This is a genomic window from Rhodothermales bacterium (assembly GCA_013002345.1).
In the GTDB taxonomy this organism is placed as follows: domain Bacteria; phylum Bacteroidota; class Rhodothermia; order Rhodothermales; family JABDKH01; genus JABDKH01.
This window is the reverse complement of sequence record JABDKH010000187.1, coordinates 26,300-48,543: the sequence shown is the minus strand read 5'-3', so window position 1 is coordinate 48,543 and position 22,244 is coordinate 26,300. Positions and strand designations below refer to the sequence as shown.

The following is a 22,244-nucleotide window of genomic DNA, read 5'->3' as shown; positions in this document are numbered from 1 at the left end:
ACTTCCTCCGAAAGACGGCGATCGTTCTGGGGAACGAGGTAGAAGGTGTTTCGGAAGATTTTCGGGCTGCGTCAGATGTCGTGTGCCGCATCGACATGATCGGTTTCGTAGAGAGCTACAATATCTCTGTCGCGGCTGCTCTCATGCTTTATCACGCACATCTCGCTCGCACGAGTGGGCGAAACGGCGGTGGTGATCTGAGCGCGGCGGAAAAGCAGGCACTAACCGCACAGTACTATCTCCGTGCCGTTCAACGAGCAGAAGAAATCCTGCTAGAAACCGACCGGAGAGCCGACTAGATGCCCGAGCGTCTGCGATCGTGCGCGACAGTGATGCCCCACATCTCTGGTTCGTGCGGAGCAGCGTCGTTCCAGTCGCCGAATGAATGAGAGCCATCTGATGTGTAGTGTACGCGGTACGTGCCGGCAGGCAGCATCAAGACTGTGTTCACCATGCGGTTCTTGCTAGCGCCGCCTGCGTGCTCCGTCATTCGAAACGTCATCTCCCACACGACGGTGCCATCATCAAGGTTCTCTATCCATCCGTAGTCATACATCTCTCCGCCCACTCCTTCTCCCACCGCAAAAACCCTGATGCGGCCCTCTTTCTCGAGCGTGAAGTCTGCTTCTCTGTTCTCGCCATCAATCACCTCGGTAATGCGAGCCAGAGTCGAACGATCGTCCGCAGGTGAATAGGTCGCAAGCCGGTCCGAATCGTCCGCGTCCACCGGCGCTATTGTCACGCCCCACGCGGCCGCGTCAAACGGGCGATCGGAGTTCCAGTCTTCGTACGAGTGAGATCCATCCGTTATGAAATGAACGATGTAATTCCCGACATCCAGCTTGATGACCCCGTCGAACACCCGGTTCTTGCTCGCTCCGCCTGCATGATCAGTCGATGCATAATCCATGCGCCACACTTGTTCACGCGTATCGGTATTCACGATCCAGCCGTAATCGAACATGCGGTCGCCGCGGCCTTCGCCAATCGCATAGATCCGTATTTCCAGAGGGCGGACGACCGAAAAACCGGCGGTCTGGTGCTGATCGTCGCCCAGTCCGCGAAGCTTGACAACGGCATGGTCAAGCGAGATGTTTTCATAGTCGAAGCGTGAGATATGTCGCAGATCGTCGGCATCGGGGACGCGCAATGTCAGGCCCCAGAAATCGGGGTCATACGGCGGTATGGCATTCCACTCCATGGGGGAGTGCGAGCCATCCGAACTGTAGAATGCGGCATACCGACCGGGTTCGAGACTGATCTGGTCGCGGCTCAAGCGGTTCTTTTCGGCGCCGCCCGCGTGTTGCAGATTCGCGGAACTCATCTCCCACACTTTCTGCCGCGAGTCGACACTCGCAATCCATGCATGATCGAAGGCATCGCCCTGTACGAACTCACCGACCGCATACACATCGATGTCCAGCGGTCGCTTTAACTCAAAACCCTCCGCTACGTAGCGGTCATCCGGAACACCGGTTATCGTCAAAAAGGCAGTCGACAGGAACCCATCGGCAAGGTCGTCGACGTTCGTCACGGGCCGGCCGGCGGGCGAAGTTCGGATCTGAATACCCAGTTCACTTTGCAACTCCTTGAAGCGCTCGTCAAAGTCCTCGTCGTTGTGCCAGTTATGACGATCAAATAGCTCCCGTATTACATTCCGGATGATGTCGCCAATGTCGCGAGGATTCCAATCTCCCCGATTCCAGTCCGTGTAGGAAGCGTAGTACACTTCGTATGTCCCGGCCGGAAGCGAAATCTCATCTGTCACCTTTCGCAAGTGTTGATCTTCTTGCTCACCGGCGTGCGTACTGAATTCCCACACGGGCATGCGGGTGCTGGCGTCGAGAATCCATGCCTTGCTCGCGAGCGGTCTTGCGCCACTCGGGTCGAAACAGATGGTTTCGATAGATACACGAGAGTCATCGGCAATAACAAAACCAGCCGTGCGTACCTCGCCGAACTCGCCCGCTCCGAGATCTACCGTGACGGATGATTGGGCAGCTACTCTGGATATTGAACCTGTAAACAGTAGAAGCAGGAAGGCTAGAGCGAGAATCAGAAGTCGAGTCCGATCAGGCAGGATTGTCCGACCCTTCGAATAGAATGTTCTGGTCATAGCCGCGGCGGTGTATTATTTCGGGTACGTATGCTCCGGTTGACGAAGCGGTAAGGCAAAAGTTACCCCGGCAGCATCGTAACGAACGCGAGGTGGCTCCGGAAGACTCGAAATCAGCCGGTGTACGAGATCCGGTATACGATGCCTGCCTGGTCGTCCGATAGCAGAAGCGAGCCGTCGGGCATCTGCTCAAGGTCGACGGGGCGGCCCCAGTTGTCACGACCTTGCAGCCAACCTACCGCAAACGGTTCGTAACTGATCGGCAGGCCGTCATTCCCGAGACGAATCAGCGCGACCCGATATCCGACCTTGTCTCTTCGATTCCAGGATCCGTGTTCTGCGATGAATATCTGGCCTCGATACTCTTCGGGGAAACTGTCGCCGGTGTAGAACTCCATCCCGAGCGCTGCGACATGCGCTCCTAGTTGCTGAACGGGCGCCACGAACTCGGATGCGGATCTACCCGTACCGAATACCGGATCCTGAATCCCCCCGGCGTGAATGTGCGGAAATCCAAAATGTGGACCCGGACGAGATATTCGGTTCAGTTCGTCGGGAGGGATATCGTCACCCATCATGTCGCGCCCGTTATCCGTGAACCAAAGGTCGTCCGAATCCGGATGCCAGTCAAAACCGACCGTGTTTCGTATGCCGCGCGCCACGATTTCGAATCCCGAGCCATCGGGATTTATCCGCGTGATGGCCCCGTACGGATCTTCGACCTCGCATACGTTGCACGGCGCACCGACGGGGACATAAAGCTTCCCATCGGGTCCGAATGCGATGTACTTCCACCCATGCCAGGTATCGCGCGGATAGCGATCTGTGATCAATGCAGGGGCGGGAGGGTCCGCGAGGAGACTTTCGATATCGTCGTATCGCCAGACGCGATCGACTTCTGCCACGAACAGAGATCCGTCCCGGAACGCCACTCCGTTTGGCATCGTGAGGCTACGGGCGATGGTGAATATCTCGTCCGCCGAGCCATCCGCGTTGTTGTCACGGACCGCATACACGCTACCGTTGTCGCGCGTCCCGATAAATAGCGTGCCACTCGGCGAAAGCGCCAACGATCGAGCATCAGGAAGGCTGTCCGCGTAGATCTCGATCTTGAAACCGTCCGGCAGCACAATCCGGTCAATTCCCTCCTGCGGCGTCAACTTCGGATCGCAGCCTGTCGAGGCGAGAAGCGCAACAAAGACCCATGTTCGGAGAGGACGTCTCATGACGGATTGGTCCTGCTCGTGATCTACCCTACTCGCCACTCGGCAGCGATCGCGTCGAAGGCGCCTCGTCAATCGCGGTCCGGATCATGACAGCGACGTCTTCGGCCTTGCGCTTGTTGTGCTCCAGGGTGAGACTGGAGTGATTGAACATGTCGACGATCGTCCCGATAAGGCACAACCCCCCGGTCAGCAGATAGAGGATCCCCATTCCCACCTGGTCGAGATAGAATCGGTGGATCCCTCCAAAACCTAGAAAACCGACGACTGCGAGCAGGAGAGTGACGGTTGTGTCCTTTCGCCTTTTCCGGTAAACGGCGGCGAATTGACGCGCCTGCTCTTCGCCCATCTCCTTGATCAGGGAAGCGACGTGCAGAAGCTCCTCGTCTTCAACTTCCGGCAAGTAGGTAATGGCTTTCGAGATTGCCTCTGACATATGCTGCCCCCTTTACTTTAGATCAAACGGTTAGAGCCTGTGGCGGGATTACGTGGCCAGATTCGCACGACTCGACTCGATATGGCGAGCAGGGCAAATGGTGAAAGCGGATGAGTGTCGATGGCCGCGACGACGTCACCGTGCAGCAATGAGGCCAGTGCGTGCCCCATTCCACAGCCCGGACATTCCAATCCAATCCACTTGAAGAGGCAGAGGTCCAGGGTCGGTGGTGCTGCCGGATCAGTGCACGCGAGAGTTACAAGGGCGACTATCCAGAAGACGATCTCGCCGGAATTTTTCAACGTAAACATCGTTGTTTAAGCCTTCAATCTTTGCATTCAATGTACGCGGTCAGAATCAGATCCTGAAGGGCGCGTCCAAGGGCCCACACAGCCACCAGAAGCTGGATTGCGCGCGCGGCATTTATTAACAGAATATGCAACGTATTTGGGGGCCCTCTTGACGGCGGAGGGCTACTTTTTTTAGAGACGGATGGTCTGGCAGCCGCATCCCGGCGCTCGATCAATCAGAGCCATCAGACGTGGGCGGGTCGGACCGTTCCGTCCACCGGAGACAATCAAAGGAGGTTAGAAATGACTACCCCGAACGTTAAATGGTTGATGGGATTTCTGCTACTTGCCCTTTCGGCCGGGCCGGCATTCGCACAGGGTGTGACAACGGCCGGTATGCGCGGAGTCGTGAAGGACGCAAACGGGGCGACGCTGCCGGGTGCAAACGTCGTCGCGACCCACGTCGAGTCGGGTTCCGTATACGGTGCCTCAACCGGAATCAACGGTAGCTACACGATGCGAAATATGCGCGTCGGTGGCCCGTACGCAGTTGAGGTCACGTTTGTTGGATTTGAACCGTTCAGCTATGGGGGCATCTATCTGACGCTGGGGGAGACGTACCGTCTCGATGCCGTACTTGCGGAGTCCGCTCTTGAGCTGGCGGGGGTAGAGGTGGTGGCTGCTCGTGGCGTCTTCGACGCGGAACGGACTGGTGTCGGGAGAAACATCGATGAGGCCACCATCAACAGTTTGCCGACGATCGGACGCGATCTTGCGGATTTTGCTCGTATGACGCCGGCCGCCTTCGTCGGCAATGACGATGATGATGGTCCGTCGATATCGATTGCCGGACAGAACAACCGATACAATTCGATCTATATAGACGGCGCCGTCAACAATGATGTCTTCGGCCTTTCGGCCCAGGGCACGAACGGCGGCCAGACGGGATCCACCCCAATTGCAATCGATGCGATCGAGGAGTTTCAGATCAACCTCTCTCCGTACGACGTCTCGCAGAGCGGATTCACAGGAGGAGCCATAAATGCCGTCACGCGCAGTGGCACAAACCGGTTCGAGGGCTCCGCATACTACTACACCCGCAACGAGAACTTCGTTGGCAAGACGCCACCGGCCCTGCTGGGTTCTGGATCAGAAAGAACCAGGGTTGCGGACTTTTCGAACCAGCGTTTCGGTGCTCGCCTGGGTGGTCCGATCATCAAGAACAAGCTGTTCTTCTTCGCAAATGTTGAGATCCTGCGTTCAGAGACACCGCAGCCGTTTGACGTAGACTACACCGGAAACTCGTCTCTGGCAGACCTGGACAATTTGCGCCAGGCGCTGCTTGACTCGGGATACGATCCGGGCGAATACGGAAGCAAGAAGAGCTCGCTGGACGACGATAAGGTGCTCGCAAAGCTGGACTGGAACGCGAATCCGAACAACAAAGTCAGCCTGCGCTACAGCTATTCGAAGTCGGACAACGTCGACGCATTTCAGAGTGATGCAAGTGACATCGAGTTCTCGAACAATTCGGAGGTCTTTCCGAACAAGACGCATTCACTTGCGGCCGAGTTGAACAGTACAATCGGTAACAACTACGCCAACAAGCTGATTGTAGGTTTTACACGGGTCAGTGATGACCGCGGCTTTGCCGGCGACCCGTTCCCTGAAGTGAACATCGACGACGGCTCCGGTGAGATTCACTTCGGTTCGGAACCGTTCTCTACGGGCAATATCCTGGAGCAGGATATTCTGACCGTCACAAACAACTTCAACTGGTTCCGCGGAGACCACACGCTGACATTCGGTACTCACTTCGAGTACTACGACATCTACAACCTGTTCATCGCTCAAAACTTCGGCGTCTACGACTATGACAGTGTGGACGACTTCCTGTCCTCACTGCGCGGAACTCCCGTAGAGCCGGGGTTCTTCACACGTGGATACTCCCTTGTTGACGATGAGACCGGAGACGCTTCGAATGCTGCAGGGGTGTTCAAGGCGATGCAACTCGGATTCTACGTGCAGGACGAGTTCCAGTTGAACGAGCAGCTTCGCCTGACAGGCGGTATTCGTGTCGACATTCCGAAGATCCTGGATGAGCCCATCTTCGCTCCGGATGTCATGACAACAACAATACCTGATTTATCGGCAAAGGCGGATCTCAAAGGAGCTCTTCCGGGCCAGGTGCCCAAGGCTGCAATCTATCTATCGCCACGCGTGGGCTTTAACTACGACGTTCTCGGCGACCGTACCGTGCAATTGCGCGGAGGGCTGGGAGTCTTCACCGGTCGAGTGCCATTTGTATGGCCGGGCGGCATGTTCACGAACAACGGAGCAACGGTCGGTCGCATCAGTGGGACCACGTTGCCCAACGGTGACCCCGTGCCATTTGTAGCAGACCCGAGCCAGGGTCTGACATCGAGCGAAGTAGATCCGACGCAGGAAGACATTCCGAGCGGTCGGCTCGAAATGTTTGAGGAAGACTACAAGTACCCGAGGGTCTTTCGAACGAGCCTTGGAGTCGACTACGATTTCGGATCGGGCCTCGTCGGAACCCTCGAGGGTCAGTACACAAAGAACCTGAGCAACATTGTCGTCCGAAATCTCAATCTGAATCCGGACGCCGTACAGAACATGGATGGACCTGATGGTCGCCCGTTCTACACGGACGAGGCGGGCGAGGACGTGTTCATCGATCCTCGCTATGAGGCGATTCATGTTGTCGGCAACACGAGCGAAGGTTACAGCTACGATGTAACAGCTTCGCTAACGGGTGCATACGACGACGTGATCACCGAAGGTGACCGGGTATCCTTCAACCTGTCGTACACATATGGGACGTCGAAGGTGATCAATGACGGAACGTCCTCGCAGATCAACTCCAACTGGAGAACTGTGGAGATAGGGAACGAGCTTCCGAATAATCCGAAATTGTCGCGATCAGATTTCGCGATCGGCTCGAGAATTCTCGCCGGCGTCACGTTCCGCAAGGCGTTTTTGGAGAACCTGGCGACTACAGTTTCTCTTCTGTACACGGGGGAAAGTGGAGCTCTGTACAACTACACGATCGACCGTTCACCGATCGGTGGCGGGTTCAGAGACTATGCACTGATCTACGTGCCTAACAGTGCCAGCGAGTTAACGTTCATCCAGAATGGTGATATGAGCCCGGCGGACCAGGCGGCCGCTTTTGATCGGTACATTGACAGCAGTGAGTACCTGAGCAGCCGTCGCGGCACGTATGTGGAGCGCAACGGGAGCCGGATGCCGTTCGAGAATATCGTCGACCTGCGGTTGGCCCAGGAGGTCTGGGGAAACATAGGTGGGCGTCGTCAGACGCTCGAGATAACGCTTGATATCTTCAACCTGACGAACCTTCTTAACAAGGACTGGGGTCAGCGCTACAACGGATTCACGAGCAGTAGCAATGGTGGAGCCGAGATCTTGGAGTTCAACGGCTTTGTCGATGAAGCCGGCGGTGACTTCACGCCGCAGTATCAGTTGGAATTTGATCCGGACAGGACTCCGACCGAAGCGGATTTCTTTGATAGCCGGACGAAGGATTCTGGTACCTACGGTTCGCGCTGGCAGATGCAACTCGGTGTTCGATACAAGTTCTAGTCGGCTTCAGACTTGAAGTAAGATGGGCCCGTCGTCGGCGGGCCCGTCTTATATGTGCCAACTAGAGTTGTGTATAGGCAGAAAGAAAAGGGCGGCAGCCGCGATTGCGGTGCCGCCCTTTGTCGGGGGTCGTCTGCTGACGTTTCCTACTTCTCCTCGAGTCGTGCTACGACCTTGCGGTCGCCAAACATCTCGACAGTTGCGCGGTCGTTCTTTCCGGCCGTGACCTTGGGTGTGCCTCCACCGAGAACGATCTCCAGGCGACCGTTCGATCCTGACACCGTGATCACCACAGCGTCGACGCGAGCCGGTTCGATGTTCGTGGAGTCCGTCGAGGCTACTTCCACGACGGCGAACGTATACCGGGTGACACCCCAACCGGTCAGCACATCTTCAAAGTCGAGGTTGTCGCCGTCGGTGATGTTGTCGGAGAATCCGTCTCCATTAACATCTCGACCGCCATCAATGAAAGTGGTCTCGTCCATCCGAACAGCCGTATTACCAACCGTCTTCACGCGGTTGCCCTCGGCTTTGGCTGTTATAGACGTTCCCTCTGTAAGCGGATTGCCGTTCCAGTCGGTGACGTCAAGTGTGTACGTCGTGCCGATTGAGGCCACGCCGGGCTGTACCTGGATAACGGGTCCTCCAGTCATCAGCACAGGTGTGATGGCCGTTACAGGATCCTGATTCTCGTCGGCCGTGGTGGCCGTTACATTCACGACACCATCCGGCGGCAGTGGATTGCCTGAGATCAGGTTCACGGATCCGCTACCCTGAGGGTTGGTGGTCGTAGAGCCTTCGACCAGGCTATAGTCGGTCGCGAAAGACACGGAGGTACCTGGGCGCACCGGATTCGAGTACTTGTCTCCAACAAGCACTGAGATCCGGTTTGTCAGATTGAAGGCGCGCAATCCGGGATAGTTGAAGGTTGCAGGACCCAGGGTGAAGTGTTCCTGGTCCGGCAGGCCGCCGTGTATCGCGATTGAAACGGGAAGCGAACGGATCGTTGTGCCGAGCACCGTCGCCTGGGCTACGATCTGGGCTACACCGGCTATCGTTCCGGCCGAGATATTCACTTCCACCTCGCCGTTGTTGTTTGTCTCGCCGACGTCCGGGAAGATGAACTCGCCTCCACCGGGTGCTTCGCCGAACGAGAAATTGACGGTCACCTTGCGGTCAATCGTCACCGGCTTGCCAAGTGAATCGGCTACCTGGAAGATTAGAGTCGCGACCTCGTCGGAGCCGCTCTCGCGTACGCCGATAGCGTCAGTGTCCTGAGACAGAAGTAGGATATTGGATCCGTATCCGGAAGATTCCGATATCTCGTCGATCTGGGTCAGGCGAATGATGGGCACGTTGACCGCGTTGCCGGCGATCGCGTCCGCGACGGTCACACTGGCCTCACTAAAGCCAGTCTTGCGGGCGACGACGACAAGATCCATCGTGCTGTCGATCTTGACGTCAAAAACATAATCACCTTCTACACCGGTTTCTCCGAGGACATCGTTCATCGGTAACACGGTGATGGTCGCGCCGCTGATCGGGTCGTTGTTCTGATCCAGCACACGGCCGATGAGGGTTACGGTGCCACTCTCGCTGTCACCGCCGAACAAATCGCAGCCCGAAGCGAACAGGCCGGTGAGGAGTACGAGAAATACGTAGGTCGGGAAACGTCTCATGGCTTACAGACTCGGTGGGTACTACAGGGACCGGAAATACCGGGGAATTCAGGTGGGGTATCGACCACTCCAAAGGCATCTTTAGCCGCTTTCAGGGTCATTAGTCTGGCTGAAGCGCATCCTGAGCCTCAGGGAACGAAGAGAACCCATTCTAATAGCGAAAGCCCGCTCTGCGGCTCTGCAGCGGACGTTTCACGGTCAACAGATTAGTTGATGTTCCAGGTGTCGCCGGCGTTGAGGAGAGCGGCCATATCACCCGTTCCCCGCTGATCCATGACCAACTCCATCTGCTTCTGGATCTCGTCGTCGTACGTAGGGCGCTGTTCTGCGTAGAATACTCCGAATGGCTGGGGAAAACCTGGTTTGAAGAAGACGCGTGCAAGAACCGACGCGAGGTCGCGGCTCGTCTCGTCATGAACCACACAGTCACTGGCCGACCATTGCCCGTTGGTAAGGTCGACGACTTCCACCGAGAATCCGCTCAGCCGGAGTCCCTTTCGCCCCCCGTCAAAGACAAGCGGCTTTCCATGCTGAACAAAAACGGTGTTCTCGGGCTTCGATTCCTTCTCCGTATAGGTGAAGAAGGCCCCGTCATTAAAGATGTTGCAGTTCTGATAGATCTCTGCGAATGCAGCACCTCTGTGAGCGTGCGCACGCTTGAGAATCACCTTCATATGCTTTGGGTCCCGGTCCATCGTACGTGCGACGAACGTCGCGTCGGCTCCGAGCGCAAGCGCGGCGGGATTGAAGGGGTGGTCAAGTGACCCGTAGGGCGTGCTTTTGGTGACCTTGCCCAACTCGGAGGTAGGACTATACTGGCCCTTGGTCAGTCCATATATCTGATTGTTGAAAAGCAGCATTTGCACATTCACGTTTCGCCGCATCAAGTGAATGACATGATTGCCGCCAATTGACAGGGCGTCGCCGTCGCCGGTCACAATCCACACGTCGAGATCAGGACAGCTGGCCTTCAGCCCCGTCGCCAACGCAGGCGCCCTGCCATGAATCGAGTGGAAGCCGTACGTGTTCATGTAGTACGGGAAGCGGCTCGAACATCCGATTCCGCTGATGAAGACGATCTTCTCTCTGTCCACTCCAAGTTCCGGCATCAGGCGCTGGACGGTCGCAAGAATCGCATAATCACCACAGCCGGGACACCAACGAACGTCCTGGTCGGACTCGAAGTCCTTCCGGCTCATGCCATCTCCACCAGTCGACTTTGCGGCTGATGGGGGAAGAGTAGGTCCGCTACCCGGAGGGCGTGTAACCTTGCGCCTGGTGGCCGTGCTACCGGGCGGCATCGTCGGCTTCTTCGGGCGAGTCGCGCCCGGCTTCTTCGGTTTATTGTTGTTGTCAGCCATTGATCGGTAGGCGTGAAGGAATAGTCAGATTCTTCAGGACGACGCGTTCTCGATGGCGGAAACGATTTCGCTCGACTTGAACGGCTGCCCTTGCATCTTTGTGACGCTTTTGAATGGCAGCAGGAAGCGAGATCGAAGGACCATGACGAGCTGTCCGTCATTGATTTCAGGAACGATCAGGTGCTCAAATCGACTCAGCACCTCGCCGAGATCCGATGGAAGCGGATTCAGGAAACGCAGGTTTATACTTCCGACGCGCTTGCCGGTCTTCCGAGCCTCGACCACCGCTGCCTCAATCGCACCGCGGGTCGAACCCCATCCGACAACCAGTACATCTCCTGACTCGTCTCCATGGACTACGGTTTTCGGAATGATGTCTGCAACACGCTCCACTTTCTCAGCTCGGAGCCGGGTCATCAGCTCATGATTCTCGGGATCGTAGGATACGTTTCCAGTCTTGTCTTGCTTTTCGAGACCCCCGAGCCGGTGCTCAAGGCCCTTCGTTCCCGGACGCGCCCACGGGCGCGCGAGCGTCTTCTGATCTCTCAGATAGGGCAGGAAACCTTCTTCGGCATTTGCTTCGTGACTTGCATCGGCAAAGGTCACGTCGATGTCGGGCAGGCTGTCGAGACTTGGGATGAGCCACGGCTCCGACCCGTTACCGAGATAGCCATCGCCGAGGAGAACAACAGGAGTCATGTAGGTCAGCGCGACTCGACATGCCTCGAATGCTGTCTCGAAGCAATCTCCGGGTGTGCTTGCCGCGAGAACCGGAAGCGGCGCTTCCCCGTTTCTGCCGAAGAGGGACTGCAGTAGATCGCTCTGCTCTGTCTTGGTCGGCAGTCCCGTAGACGGTCCACCTCGCTGCATGTTTACCACGACCAACGGGAGTTCCGTCATCACCGCGAGTCCGAGGGTCTCCGACTTAAGCGCCAGACCGGGGCCGCTCGTACCAGTGATTCCAAGATGACCTCCAAAGCTTGCCCCAAGCGCCGAGCCGATCGCGGCGATTTCGTCCTCTGCCTGGAACGTCATGACGCCGAAGTTCTTCAGTCTGCTCAGCTCGTGGAGCAGGTCCGACGCCGGAGTGATCGGGTAGGTGCCATAGAAGATGGTCAGGCCGCTCTTCTGTCCGGCGGCGACGAGTCCCATTGCCATAGCCTGTGCACCACGAATCGCACGATAGCGCCCCGGAGGCATCTGAGCTTCCGCAACGTCATATCGAACAATGAACTGCTCGGTCGTCTCGCCGTAGTGGTATCCCTTCTTCAGCACCTGGGTATTGGCGTCCCGCACCTCGGGTCGCTTCGCAAATTTATTGCCGAGCCATTCCAGTGCCGGTTCCATGGGCCGCGAGTAAAGCCACAGCGCCAGTCCGAGCGCAAACATGTTCTTGGAGCGATCGATCTCCTTATGACCGAGGCCCGTGTCTTTGAGAGCGTCGCGAGTAAGCTGCGTAAGCTTGACCGGTATTACGTGACGGTCCTCCAGGGAGCCATCCTCCAGCGGATTACTGGTGTACCCGGCCAGGTCGAGATTCCTCCGCTCAAATGCGTCCGTATTTACAATAATGGCACTGTGAGCGTGGACGCGTGCCAGGTTCACTTTGAGAGCCGCTGGGTTCATCGCCACGAGCAGATCGACATCGTCACCCGGCGTGCGGACATCGACTGAGCCGAATCGTAGCTGAAATCCGCTGACGCCGTACGTCGTACCGGCCGGGGCTCGAATCTCCGCGGGGAAATCTGGCAGGGTGGCCAGGTCGTTGCGGGCGTAGGCGGCAGCCAGGGTGAACTGTGACCCCGTCAACTGCATGCCGTCGCCGGAGTCCCCCGCAAAGAGGATCGTTGCTTCCGGGATTAACTTGACGCTTTTCTCAGGCGCTTGCGTTGCCATGGTTATCTGGCGATGCCCTTTTCGTTAGAAGTAGCGGATATGACGGCGGCGCGAAAGCCCCCGGCTCCCATGTAATGGCGCTGAAACGTACTGATGGCAATGTTGATTCAAAAGGTGCTGGTGCACGTCCAGGTCCACGGACGTGCATCGAGTTCAGGCCGACTCGGAACTGGTTGAATTTCAGTGCCGTAGGAGTCTCGAGTAGCGCGAGCGGAGCGATCCCGCCAGCGTTCTCGCTGCGCCCCGAAAGCTAAGCTTTTCCTCAGATAGTTACGCATTCCTGATGCCAGTCGCTTTTGACAAGTTGTTCGGGCGCCCGAAGCCCGTCATTGCCATGATACACACGGGTCCGAGCCCGGGTGTGCCCGGGTTTGTGTGTGTCGAAAGCGCATTGGATCGCGCGATTGCAGAGACCGAGGTGTTCGTTAGCGCAGGCGTCGACGGAATCATGGTCGAGAACATGCGCGACTTCCCATGTGTCCACGAGCGAGACATGGGTCCAGAGGTTACTGCGTTCATGACGACCATCGCCTGTGCAGTCAAGCGTCGCGCCGGCAAGATTCCGGTAGGCATTCAGGTATTGTTCCAGGCGAATCGTGCCGCACTGGCGGTCGCGGTCGCTGCGAAATGTGACTTCGTCAGGGCCGAAGGCTGGACGTACGCTCATGTTTCTGACAAAGGCTTCGCGGACGCTTCAGCAGGCCGTGTGGTTCGGTACCGAAAGGTAATTGGCGGTTCACGGATCCCGATCTTCGCAGACATCAGGAAAAAGCATGCCGCTCACGCGTTGACAGGAGACCTCACCATCGGTGAGATCGCCGCCGGAATGGAACTCCACCTTGCCGATGCTATTGTCGTGACCGGATCGGCGACAGGCGTCTCTCCGAACGTCGACAGTCTGAAAGAGGTCCGTGAGGCTACGATTCTTCCGTTGATTGTCGGGAGTGGAATCACGGCGGAAAATGTCGGGCTGTTCTATGACCACGCAGACGGCTTCATCGTTGGCAGTTCGCTCAAAGAGAACGGCGTCTGGCACGGACCCGTCAGCGACGAAAGGACACATGAGCTCATGAGCGCCGTTGTGCAGCTTCGCGCGGCGCGAGAAATGGTCTTTCAAAAGAACTAGGTCGACTCCGACCGACCGCTCCTCAGCAACGACCACAGCATGCTCGAGTACGAAGCCCTCACCGACACGATTCGCGTTATCGTTCGCCCGATTTATCTCGACGGCCAAACGGACATCATGAGTGGCCGGTTCGTCTTCGGTTATTTCGTTCGCATCGAAAACGAGGGTTCGCAGGAAGTTCAGTTGCTCCGGCGGCACTGGCTCATCAGTGACGGCACTGGAAAGGTTCAGGAGGTGGAAGGTGAGGGCGTCGTAGGAAATCAGCCCGTCATCGAGTCGGGCGGCCATCACGAGTACAACAGTTACTGCGTGCTCGAGACTTTCGAAGGCAGCATGGAAGGATCGTATCTGATGCAGCGCGCGAGTGGTGAGCGTTTCAGGGTCGTCATCCCTCGATTCAACCTCCGGGCGGCGGCGAACTAGCAGCCACTACGTCATGTCGATGTCGATGACGCAGTCGGCGGTTTTCAGTTCGATGATTCGATCGTTGTCGGTCAACCTGTAACTCACGATTTCAGCTGGAAGCATCTCACGCGGAGTCGCCATCTGAAAGAGCGTGTCCGCCACTACGTGCCAGTCCTCGGGTGTCAGATGTACGGTTGCCCTGCCGTCTTCGACAACAAATTGAGAGTAGCTCAACACCCGATTCAGGTGATGAATGCCCATGTTCTGATGGAGATTCGGATCCATAACTCACTCTTCTCGCTTCGGTTGAAATTCGTAGATTTGGTTCATGTCGGTCCGCGCAACTTCCGGCAGCGTTCTGGCTACTCTATAGACCCCGCGTGGTTTCGATGCACACCGATCCCATCCGATAACAAGAGTTCGCGTCTGGCATGAGGCAGTATCTCGACTATCTCCAGGACATCCTGGACAACGGTACTCACAAGGAAGACCGGACCGGTACCGGCACCGTCAGCACCTTCGGCCGGCAAATGCGCTTCGATCTCTCCGAGGGCCTCCCGCTCGTCACGACGAAGAAGCTGCACGTGCGGAGTATCATCCACGAACTGCTGTGGTTTCTCAGCGGCGATACGAACGTCAGATATCTCCGTGACAACAACGTCACGATCTGGGATGAGTGGGCGGATGAAAACGGTGACCTTGGTCCCGTTTATGGCAAACAGTGGCGCAGCTGGGAGGCGAAAGACGGCTCAGTCGTGGATCAGATGAGTCGGGTCCTGGACCAGCTTCAATCCAACCCGGACTCGAGACGGATGATCGTCAATGCGTGGAAGGTGGACGAGCTCGAGGATATGGCCTTGCCCCCGTGTCACATGATGTTTCAGTTTTATGTTGCGCACGGGCGGCTCAGTTGCCAGCTGTACCAACGCAGCGCTGACAGTTTTCTGGGCGTGCCGTTCAATATCGCATCGTACGCTATCCTCACGATAATGGTGGCGCAGCAGACGGATCTGGAGCCCGGCGAATTCGTGTGGACCGGTGGCGATTGCCACATCTACGGGAATCATCTGGAGCAGGTCCGGTTGCAGTTGTCCCGCGAGCCGTTGCCTCTTCCCCGGTTTGTAATTCACCGCAGACCTCCGTCGCTGTATGAGTACGCCTTCGATGATTTCGAGGTGGTGGACTACGAGCACCACCCGCACATCAAGGGTATGGTGGCGGTCTAGCCACGAAGATCAGAGCCCGACCGATGCACACCCCTCGACCTGAGATCGTCATCATTGCCGCCCTCGCGGAGGACAATCGCGTCATCGGTGTAGATAAAGATCTACCGTGGCGTATTCCGGAAGACCTGAAGCGATTCAAACAGCTGACGACAGGTTATCCGTTGTTAATGGGACGCAAGACATTTGAATCGCTGATTCATCAGTTCGGTGGACCGCTGCCAGACCGACGCAACGTGGTGTTGACCCGTCGGAGCGCGTTCGAAGGCTATGACGGTGTCGAGACGTACGACAGCATCGAGGCTGCACTCGCCGCCGTCGAGAACGTGGAACGCATTTACATCGGCGGCGGCGGGCACATATACGAGCAATTCCTCGAGCAGGCCGACAGGTTGGAGTTAACCCTGGTCGAAGGCTCCTACGTGGGCGACACGTTCTTTCCGCCTTTCGAGCATCTGGTAGGTACGCTCTTCACTTTGACCTGCGTTGAGAATCGCGATGGCTACCGCTTTGAAACGTACGAGCGCGCAAGGACCGCGGTCTAGTACGTCACGGCCGAGACCAATCCCTCAAATGACCGGAGGGCGTCGCAGGTGAAAATCTGTCACCTGCTGGTAAGCATGCGCGAGGGCGAGGGCCGCTCCATCACGGTATAAGCCGGAAAGGAACGTGACAGAGCCGGGCGATTTCCGACGTGCGTTACCCTCCACGGAGTGAAACGCATTCGGCACGCAAACCGCAGGGTGACCCGTCAGGTTTGTGAGAGCCAGTGCTTTTCCTTCGAACGCCGGGCTAACGATGACATCAAAGTTCTCCATGAGGTTCGCCATGCGCTTCAGCAGAACAGAACGAATTCGATTTGCCTGCAGATACTCCACCGCCGGTATGAATCGCGATGATCGAAATACGTTGGGCCACGCGTTGCGCTCCTGACGCACCATCGAGTCAATTCCGCGAGAACGCGTGAGGCCATCGAAGGCTGCAGCCGCTTCAGCAGAAAGAATGATCAGCATCGCATCGATCGGCAGATCAACCGGCAGTACGACAGGCTGCAGATCGATTGTAAGCTCCTCTCTCAGCACGCGTAACGTCTCGTTGTCGGCCTGCTGATTCTTGTAATCAGCCTTGAACGATGCTTCCACATAGCCAACGCGAAGTTCTCTGACATCTTGTGCAGCGTCGAAAGTGAATGGAGCGTTCACGGTCGCCGGATCACGCGGGTCAGCCCCCCGAATCGTGTCGAACACGATGGCACAGTCAAGTGCAGAACGGCACATTGGACCGAGCTTGTCCATGGACCATGACAGAGCCATCGCGCCACTGCGACTGACCAGTCCGAACGTCGGCCGATGTCCGGTGACGCCGTTTCGAGTGGATGGCGAGACGATCGATCCATACGTCTCGGAACCGATTGCAAACGGAACGAGGCCGGCCGAGACGGCACTGCCGGGTCCCGCCGACGAACCACTTGAGCCCTCATCCAGATTCCATGGATTGCGGGTCTTGCCGCCGAACCAGACGTCACCCCAGGCCAGTGCCCCGAGCGTGAGCTTCGCCACGAGAACAGCTCCGGCGTCATCAAGTCGCTTAATGACTGCTGCATCCTCGTCGATAATCTGATCCCGATATGGTGTTGCGCCCCAGGTCGTTGGATACCTCCGAGCGGAAAGCAGGTCCTTCGCTCCGTACGGAATTCCGTGTAAGGGGCCGCGGTATTGGCCGGCCGCAATCTCGCGGTCGGCTCTGTCAGCCTGCTCAAGGGCGCGCTCTTCCGTTACCGTCACAACAGCCTGTAACCGTGAATCGAAGCGTCGGAGACGGCGGATGAACAGCTCCGTCAATGATCGAGCGGAGATCACTTTCGTTCGAATCATCTCACCCAATGCGGCTACTCCCGCGAAGGCGAGGTCGTCGTCGCTCAGCGATCCGGTGTCGGCAACAGCACCCCAGGCGACTGCCGAGTCGCCGCCAGGAATGCTTTCACCACCGATTCGTGGATCAAACACCAGGGCAGGCGGGATGTCGGGTGACGCTTCGTGCTCTCGGAGTTGCGCGAACTCATCCAGCCTGGCGGCGAGGTCCTCCAGCATGAGGTTCCGTTCTTCATCTGAAAAGGAGAGATCCACGAGGCGCTCCGCCGCCTCGATATCAGTCGTTGTGAGAGAGTCGTCATCAACAGAATCGTCAGGGGTAGCCACCGACCGTCCGGCCGCAAGTGCGGGTAACGCGACGAGGCTCGAACGGACAAACTTGCGGCGGGAAAGCTCCGTGATGCGGCTCTGGTTGGACAACATGGTTCTCGTCTCCTCTGGATCGTGAGTTACGAGAACAGTACGGCCGCAAAGCCGACTTCGTCAACTGCCAGGTTCGGCAGCTTCCGGATAGCTCGGCACTTCAGGTGATTCGAAATGCACGTACCTTCGCAGAATCTCGACAACTTCCGTGTCCAGATTCTCTGTCATCCAGACCACGTAGCCGGGATCGCTCTCGGTCAGTTCCCTGAGCGTCTTTCCGCGGTGCTTGCCGAAGCAGACGATCACGTGCTCGCCGTCGACCTTCAATCTGCGACCGCTGTCCAGGAATGGATATCGCAGCTTCGAAACGATTTCCGCCGGTGTGCCACGAAGTTCATAGCGAAGTATCTGCTCTCGCATTATGTCTTCAGTAGCAGCTACGTCGCCCATCGCCCTGTGAGCGTCCGGCATCTCCGTACCAAGATAGTATTTGAACGTCCACGCCAGATTGCGTTGTTCGTGATGGCGCAGGATTTCAAACGCATCCAGCACGACAACATCCGGCGGACACGGAAACGGCTTGTCAATTCGCCCAAACTCGTTTCGGAGTACCGGAAGATCGAACTTCACGGCGTTGTATCCTGCAAGGTCGGAATTGGCGAGAATGTTGGACAGCTCGTCGGCAATCTCCGCGAAGCGCGGAGCCTTGACAAGGTGCTCGTCCGTGATTCCGGTCAACTCGCTAATCTCGGGCGTAAGGAAGCGACCAGGATTCACCAGCGTCTCGAACTTCTGCTTCTGACGGTCCGGAAACACCTTGAGACAGGCAATCTCGATGACGTGATCCTGCTCGACATCGATTCCGGTTGTCTCAAGGTCGAAGAATACGAGCGGTCTTTCGAGATGCATATCGAAATCAGCCTGCCACGAAGGAGGCACCTGAGGGTGGACCGAGCCGGTTTGCGAGCATAAACGCAATCGCATGCCGGTTGAACAGTCGCGGTTCTTCAACATTGCACACGTGGCCGGCACCCTCAATTATTTTGAGAATGCTGCGCTTGTGTGTTTCGATCAGACGCTGGACTGCGGGCAGGAACATGTAGTCTTCCTGTCCCATGAGGTAGAGTGTCGGGGCTTCGAGTTCGCGCTCTGCATAGGAACGAAGCAGCGGTACAACTCTGGATGTCAGTCGGAACCACCGGAGGAATTCCTTCTGACACAACTTCCGCGCTTCTCTTGTGAACAGTGCTCGCGATTCCTTGTGTCGCTTTCGCGGCATGATGATCCATGCGAAGAAGCGGTAGAGCCAGATGTACGGAACGACGTGCTTGAACATGTTGCCGATCGCAACGAGTACTCGAGATCGGACATTGAGACGCGTAATAGCTCCCCCGAGAACAACAGTACCCACGCGGTCTGGATCGATATCAGCTATCGACCGAATGATCAACGACCCGAGCGATATGCCAACGAAGTGCGCACGGCGTACGCCGACGTGATCAAGTACCTCGATGATATCCCGGCTGACATCGTCGAACGTATACCGCAGCTGACTGACCGGCATTCTACTCGACTCACCGTGTCCTCGCAGATCGAAAAGCAGGACATTGAACTTCTTGCGGAAGTCCCGCACCTGCTTGAACCAGATCGCAGAACTGCCGCCGGCACCATGGACGAAGACCACCCAGTCGGCGGTTGGCCCTATCTCGTATGTCTTATGATGTAGCAAGGCGGTTTTCGAATAGGTAAAACATTCAAACGCTCCAGCTATCCACGTGGTTCGCACAACGGCCGTTTGCATAGCAAATCCTGCATGACGGCAAGTTGGAAGCGGATTTCGATAAGTATCGGATCCTTCGAGCTTCCTGGGTATTGGGAGAGGCGCCCGTTGCTTCTAAGGGTCTAAGATATCGCACACCAGACCGTTGCTGATCCCTGGCGGGAATAGCCCGATCGTCAGAATCCCAGATGCGCGGGTGGTTGCCGATTACTCCTCCGATTGCTCCTCGAAGAGAGCGCACGCGAATCAACATAAGTCGGTCGGAGGATTCAGAGCACAGCCTTCGACAGCACGGCCTCAGGACATCCCGACTCCAGAAAAAGAGATACCGGTCAACCTGGCGATATCGGGTTTCCATGTCGTAAGGTCTCTTGACTCAAACTGGCCAAGATGATTGTGTCCGCAGGCTCGCGCAAGGATCTGCATGAGATGAACGGTAGCCTTGAGATAGTTCGTCAATCTCTCTGCCGATTTCTCGATGATGATTCGTGATCGCAGTGACTTCTTCTGCGTCGCGATACCGACGGGGCAGTTGTTCGTGTGGCAGGCGCGCATTCCCAGGCAACCGATTGCCTGGATCGCGGAGTTCGCGATAGCTATCGCGTCTGCTCCGAGCGCAAGTGCCTTAACGAAGTCCGATTCCGTTCGCAGGCCGCCAGTGATGATGAGGCTGACCTTTTCGGCCCCGCGGCTATCCAGATGACGTCGCGCCCGCGCGAGAGCGACCATCGTAGGTACGGAGATATTGTTCTTGAAGATCTCCGGTGCGGCACCCGTCGCGCCTCCACGACCGTCCAGGATGATGTAGTCGGTGCCCGAGTCAAGTGCGAAGTCGATGTCGTCCTCGATATGCTGAGCCGACATCTTGAATCCGATCGGAATCCCGCCGGTTCGTTCGCGGATTGCGTCGGCCAGCCGAGAGAAATCCTGTGCCGTTACGAGGTCGGGAAAACGCGAAGGACTGATCGCCGGCGTACCGGGCTCCAACCCCCGTACCTGTGCAATCTTGTCGACGACCTTTTCGCCCGGAAGATGTCCACCGGTACCCGTCTTGGCTCCCTGGCCGGCCTTGAAGTGGAAGGCTTGAGATCGGCAGGCCTTGTCGAGGTCCCAGCCGAATTTTCCAGACGCGAGCTCGTAGAAGTAGCGTGTATTGGCCTGCTGTTCCTCCGGAAGCATACCACCTTCACCCGAGCAGATTCCGGTGCCGGCCTGCTCGGCCCCGATCGACAGGGCAGTCTTCGCCTCCTCGCTCAGCGCGCCATAACTCATGTCACTGACAAAGATGGGGATGTCAAGCGACAGCGGCCGGGCGGCGCCCGGCCCGATGACAACTTCGGTGCCGACTCCAGCATCATCTTCGAGCGGCCGGCGCGCCAGCTGCGCGGTCAGGATCTGGATGTCGTCCCATCGCGGCAAGTCGGTGAGAGGTACACCCATGGCGGACATCTTGCCGTGATGTCCGAAGCTCTTGAGGCCGTTTCTTGCGAGCTCCTGAACATAGGCATTGAACGGTTCCTCCGGTCCACCGTGGACGTCTTGATACAGACCGAGATATTCCTCCCGCTGATACGGCTGTGGATTCTCCTTCGTCCACTCCATTATTTCGTGCCGGTCGACATAGACCGCGTCGTCATCGAGACTCACCCATGCAGCAAATTTGTGCAGCACTTCCGAATTGTCGTACTCGCTGACACCGGTATCGTATCGATAATCCCATCCATGGACGCCACATATCAAGTTGTGCCCGTCGACGTGTCCGTCCGACATCAGGGCGCCGCGGTGCAGACAGCGTCCGTAGAGTACGGATACATTGTCGTCGTATCGGACCACCACGAGATCGACTGACTCTGCGAGGGCGTACATGGGAGTGCGATCCGCGAGTTCACCCCAGGTGGCGACCTTCAAGGCATGCGTTGTTTCAGCGGGATTCATGTATTCATCGGTTTGATTGGAGTTTGGCGGAGAGTTCTGGGCGCCTTTCAGTCACTCTTCAACGCGGTGCGACAGGCGGAGACGGCTTTCTGTAAGAAGCCATCAATGAAGTCCTTCTGGTCTGCATGTTTCGATTGATCGACCAACTCCGTACCTGTAAGCACGGCGCCGACCCACCCTTCAGTATGCCAGCGACCCGTATCGAGTTCGGGCAGAAGCTGGGCCGCAGGGTACGGCCAGGGGGTCACGTACCAGTATGGCTCAGCATATCTTCCGTCGCCGGGACTCATCCCGACGCCTATCGACCGTGCCTCTTCACCCTCCTCGTTTGGGTCGATCTGGACCAGCGAAGCCACGTCAAAATGGTGAGGCCAACATCTCACCGCCGACGCCGCCTGTGTCCTGGCTGAGAAATTGCGGAGTAGCTGGAACGCGGTCGCATACCAACGACCAAGCTCGGCGAAGTGCTCGGCCGGGGCGGCCGCGAACTCCGCGCCGTCTTTGAGCGGATGGCCGGGCATTTCATGGTCGAATCGTGTTAGCTGCTTCACCTCTGTCTTTTCGAGGCGTGTCGCAACCTCGTTTGAAAGCCAGTGATATCCCGCGTCAAGAGTCTGCCCCGCAAGAGGGTGTCGGGTTGATCCATTCTCGTCAAAGGCCAATAGACTCAGATCGTCGAGTTTTAGTGCAAATCGGGCTGCGGTCCGGTCACCGAGCGGTGGACTGCCAAACGCAGGAGGATCTTCGATCCAGGTCAAACTCGTATGGCTGAAGTCTGGGGCGGCGACGCCGTACGTCAGTCCGACCGAACCCAGGATCTGCGCCGCCCAGTGCAATTCGAGACGGGCATCCGTCAGAATTTTCGGGTCGACTTGTCCGAGTTTCAGGTTGCTCATTGTATCACGCGTGATAGAAG

At 57.2% G+C, this 22,244-nt stretch carries 19 protein-coding genes; 6 read left to right on the top strand and 13 right to left on the bottom strand.

From position 1 onward, the window contains the following. A partial coding sequence (locus HKN37_09455; protein ID NNE46871.1) for a TrmH family RNA methyltransferase occupies nt 1-299 on the top strand: 299 nt, incomplete at its 5' end. Here HKN37_09455 and HKN37_09450 read toward each other — a convergent pair. The 4 genes from HKN37_09450 to HKN37_09435 all read right to left on the bottom strand — a co-directional run bounded on the left by HKN37_09450 (nt 296) and on the right by HKN37_09435 (nt 4,086). Next, the gene (locus HKN37_09450; protein NNE46870.1) at nt 296-2,116 is read right to left on the bottom strand and encodes a hypothetical protein; all 1,821 of its coding nucleotides are present in this window, start codon (nt 2,114-2,116) and stop codon (nt 296-298) included. The genes HKN37_09455 and HKN37_09450 overlap by 4 nt on opposite strands. Before the next feature lie 113 nt (nt 2,117-2,229). After that, nucleotides 2,230-3,342: a sorbosone dehydrogenase family protein gene (locus tag HKN37_09445; GenBank protein NNE46869.1), complete on the bottom strand. Its 1,113-nt coding sequence runs from the start codon at nt 3,340-3,342 to the stop codon at nt 2,230-2,232. Nucleotides 3,343-3,370: 28 nt separating this feature from the next. Beyond that, nucleotides 3,371-3,742 (bottom strand): TM2 domain-containing protein, encoded by a 372-nt coding sequence (locus tag HKN37_09440; GenBank protein ID NNE46868.1) that lies wholly within the window; start codon nt 3,740-3,742, stop codon nt 3,371-3,373. A 50-nt stretch (nt 3,743-3,792) separates the two neighbouring features. Then, a complete protein-coding gene (locus tag HKN37_09435) occupies nt 3,793-4,086 on the bottom strand; it encodes a DUF2752 domain-containing protein (protein ID NNE46867.1) in 294 nt (97 codons plus the stop codon). A gap of 282 nt (nt 4,087-4,368) precedes the next feature. Between HKN37_09435 and HKN37_09430 the strand changes: the two genes are divergently transcribed. Beyond that, nucleotides 4,369-7,689: a TonB-dependent receptor gene (locus tag HKN37_09430; protein ID NNE46866.1), complete on the top strand. Its 3,321-nt coding sequence runs from the start codon at nt 4,369-4,371 to the stop codon at nt 7,687-7,689. A gap of 146 nt (nt 7,690-7,835) precedes the next feature. On the opposite strand, the gene HKN37_09425 is transcribed toward HKN37_09430, so the two are convergent. From HKN37_09425 to HKN37_09415, 3 genes are all read right to left on the bottom strand, one after another. Then, nucleotides 7,836-9,368 carry a hypothetical protein gene (locus HKN37_09425; protein NNE46865.1) on the bottom strand — a complete coding sequence of 511 codons (1,533 nt, stop codon included), beginning with the start codon at nt 9,366-9,368 and terminating at the stop codon, nt 7,836-7,838. 206 nt (nt 9,369-9,574) lie between these two features. Next, on the bottom strand, nt 9,575-10,567 hold the full coding sequence (locus HKN37_09420) for a 2-oxoacid:ferredoxin oxidoreductase subunit beta (protein NNE46864.1): 993 nt from the start codon (nt 10,565-10,567) through the stop codon (nt 9,575-9,577). Between the two features lie 195 nt (nt 10,568-10,762). Beyond that, entirely contained in the window at nt 10,763-12,625 is a 1,863-nt protein-coding gene (locus HKN37_09415) for a 2-oxoacid:acceptor oxidoreductase subunit alpha (protein NNE46863.1), read from the bottom strand. Nucleotides 12,626-12,908: 283 nt separating this feature from the next. Here HKN37_09415 and HKN37_09410 point away from each other — a divergent pair, with 283 nt between their 5' ends. Together HKN37_09410 and apaG are read left to right on the top strand one after the other, a co-directional pair. Next, on the top strand, nt 12,909-13,751 hold the full coding sequence (locus HKN37_09410) for a BtpA/SgcQ family protein (protein ID NNE46862.1): 843 nt from the start codon (nt 12,909-12,911) through the stop codon (nt 13,749-13,751). A gap of 39 nt (nt 13,752-13,790) precedes the next feature. Then, nucleotides 13,791-14,174: a Co2+/Mg2+ efflux protein ApaG gene (apaG, locus tag HKN37_09405; protein ID NNE46861.1), complete on the top strand. Its 384-nt coding sequence runs from the start codon at nt 13,791-13,793 to the stop codon at nt 14,172-14,174. Nucleotides 14,175-14,180: 6 nt separating this feature from the next. Here apaG and HKN37_09400 read toward each other — a convergent pair whose 3' ends face one another. Then, entirely contained in the window at nt 14,181-14,441 is a 261-nt protein-coding gene (locus HKN37_09400; protein NNE46860.1) for a hypothetical protein, read from the bottom strand. A gap of 146 nt (nt 14,442-14,587) precedes the next feature. On the opposite strand from HKN37_09400, the gene HKN37_09395 reads away from it, so the two are divergent. After that, complete coding sequence (locus tag HKN37_09395; GenBank protein ID NNE46859.1) at nt 14,588-15,382, top strand: thymidylate synthase; 795 nt, start codon at nt 14,588-14,590, stop codon at nt 15,380-15,382. Nucleotides 15,383-15,405: 23 nt separating this feature from the next. Continuing rightward, nucleotides 15,406-15,924 carry a dihydrofolate reductase gene (locus HKN37_09390; GenBank protein NNE46858.1) on the top strand — a complete coding sequence of 173 codons (519 nt, stop codon included), beginning with the start codon at nt 15,406-15,408 and terminating at the stop codon, nt 15,922-15,924. 24 nt (nt 15,925-15,948) lie between these two features. Here HKN37_09390 and HKN37_09385 read toward each other — a convergent pair whose 3' ends face one another. The 5 genes from HKN37_09385 to HKN37_09365 form a co-directional block, all read right to left on the bottom strand. Next, entirely contained in the window at nt 15,949-17,673 is a 1,725-nt protein-coding gene (locus HKN37_09385) for an amidase (protein ID NNE46857.1), read from the bottom strand. A 60-nt stretch (nt 17,674-17,733) separates the two neighbouring features. Continuing rightward, nucleotides 17,734-18,522 carry a 3'-5' exonuclease gene (locus HKN37_09380; protein ID NNE46856.1) on the bottom strand — a complete coding sequence of 263 codons (789 nt, stop codon included), beginning with the start codon at nt 18,520-18,522 and terminating at the stop codon, nt 17,734-17,736. A gap of 7 nt (nt 18,523-18,529) precedes the next feature. After that, nucleotides 18,530-19,342 carry an alpha/beta fold hydrolase gene (locus HKN37_09375; protein NNE46855.1) on the bottom strand — a complete coding sequence of 271 codons (813 nt, stop codon included), beginning with the start codon at nt 19,340-19,342 and terminating at the stop codon, nt 18,530-18,532. Between the two features lie 348 nt (nt 19,343-19,690). Further along, on the bottom strand, nt 19,691-21,328 hold the full coding sequence (locus tag HKN37_09370) for a Rieske 2Fe-2S domain-containing protein (GenBank protein NNE46854.1): 1,638 nt from the start codon (nt 21,326-21,328) through the stop codon (nt 19,691-19,693). Nucleotides 21,329-21,375: 47 nt separating this feature from the next. After that, entirely contained in the window at nt 21,376-22,224 is an 849-nt protein-coding gene (locus HKN37_09365) for a hypothetical protein (GenBank protein NNE46853.1), read from the bottom strand. Nucleotides 22,225-22,244 lie beyond the last annotated feature (20 nt).

Excerpts from the sequence above, each read along its gene's own strand:
- HKN37_09395 (NNE46859.1), top strand. The coding sequence starts at position 14,588 with ATGAGGCAGTATCTCGACTATCTCCAGGACATCCTGGACAACGGTACT.
- HKN37_09400 (NNE46860.1), bottom strand. The coding sequence starts at position 14,441 with ATGGATCCGAATCTCCATCAGAACATGGGCATTCATCACCTGAATCGG.
- HKN37_09370 (NNE46854.1), bottom strand. The coding sequence starts at position 21,328 with ATGAATCCCGCTGAAACAACGCATGCCTTGAAGGTCGCCACCTGGGGT.
- HKN37_09390 (NNE46858.1), top strand. The coding sequence starts at position 15,406 with ATGCACACCCCTCGACCTGAGATCGTCATCATTGCCGCCCTCGCGGAG.
- HKN37_09410 (NNE46862.1), top strand. The coding sequence starts at position 12,909 with ATGCCAGTCGCTTTTGACAAGTTGTTCGGGCGCCCGAAGCCCGTCATT.
- HKN37_09380 (NNE46856.1), bottom strand. The coding sequence starts at position 18,522 with ATGCATCTCGAAAGACCGCTCGTATTCTTCGACCTTGAGACAACCGGA.
- HKN37_09365 (NNE46853.1), bottom strand. The coding sequence starts at position 22,224 with ATGAGCAACCTGAAACTCGGACAAGTCGACCCGAAAATTCTGACGGAT.
- HKN37_09420 (NNE46864.1), bottom strand. The coding sequence starts at position 10,567 with ATGAGCCGGAAGGACTTCGAGTCCGACCAGGACGTTCGTTGGTGTCCC.
- HKN37_09415 (NNE46863.1), bottom strand. The coding sequence starts at position 12,625 with ATGGCAACGCAAGCGCCTGAGAAAAGCGTCAAGTTAATCCCGGAAGCA.
- HKN37_09425 (NNE46865.1), bottom strand. The coding sequence starts at position 9,368 with ATGAGACGTTTCCCGACCTACGTATTTCTCGTACTCCTCACCGGCCTG.
- HKN37_09385 (NNE46857.1), bottom strand. The coding sequence starts at position 17,673 with ATGTTGTCCAACCAGAGCCGCATCACGGAGCTTTCCCGCCGCAAGTTT.
- HKN37_09450 (NNE46870.1), bottom strand. The coding sequence starts at position 2,116 with ATGACCAGAACATTCTATTCGAAGGGTCGGACAATCCTGCCTGATCGG.
- apaG (NNE46861.1), top strand. The coding sequence starts at position 13,791 with ATGCTCGAGTACGAAGCCCTCACCGACACGATTCGCGTTATCGTTCGC.
- HKN37_09430 (NNE46866.1), top strand. The coding sequence starts at position 4,369 with ATGACTACCCCGAACGTTAAATGGTTGATGGGATTTCTGCTACTTGCC.
- HKN37_09445 (NNE46869.1), bottom strand. The coding sequence starts at position 3,342 with ATGAGACGTCCTCTCCGAACATGGGTCTTTGTTGCGCTTCTCGCCTCG.
- HKN37_09435 (NNE46867.1), bottom strand. The coding sequence starts at position 4,086 with ATGTTTACGTTGAAAAATTCCGGCGAGATCGTCTTCTGGATAGTCGCC.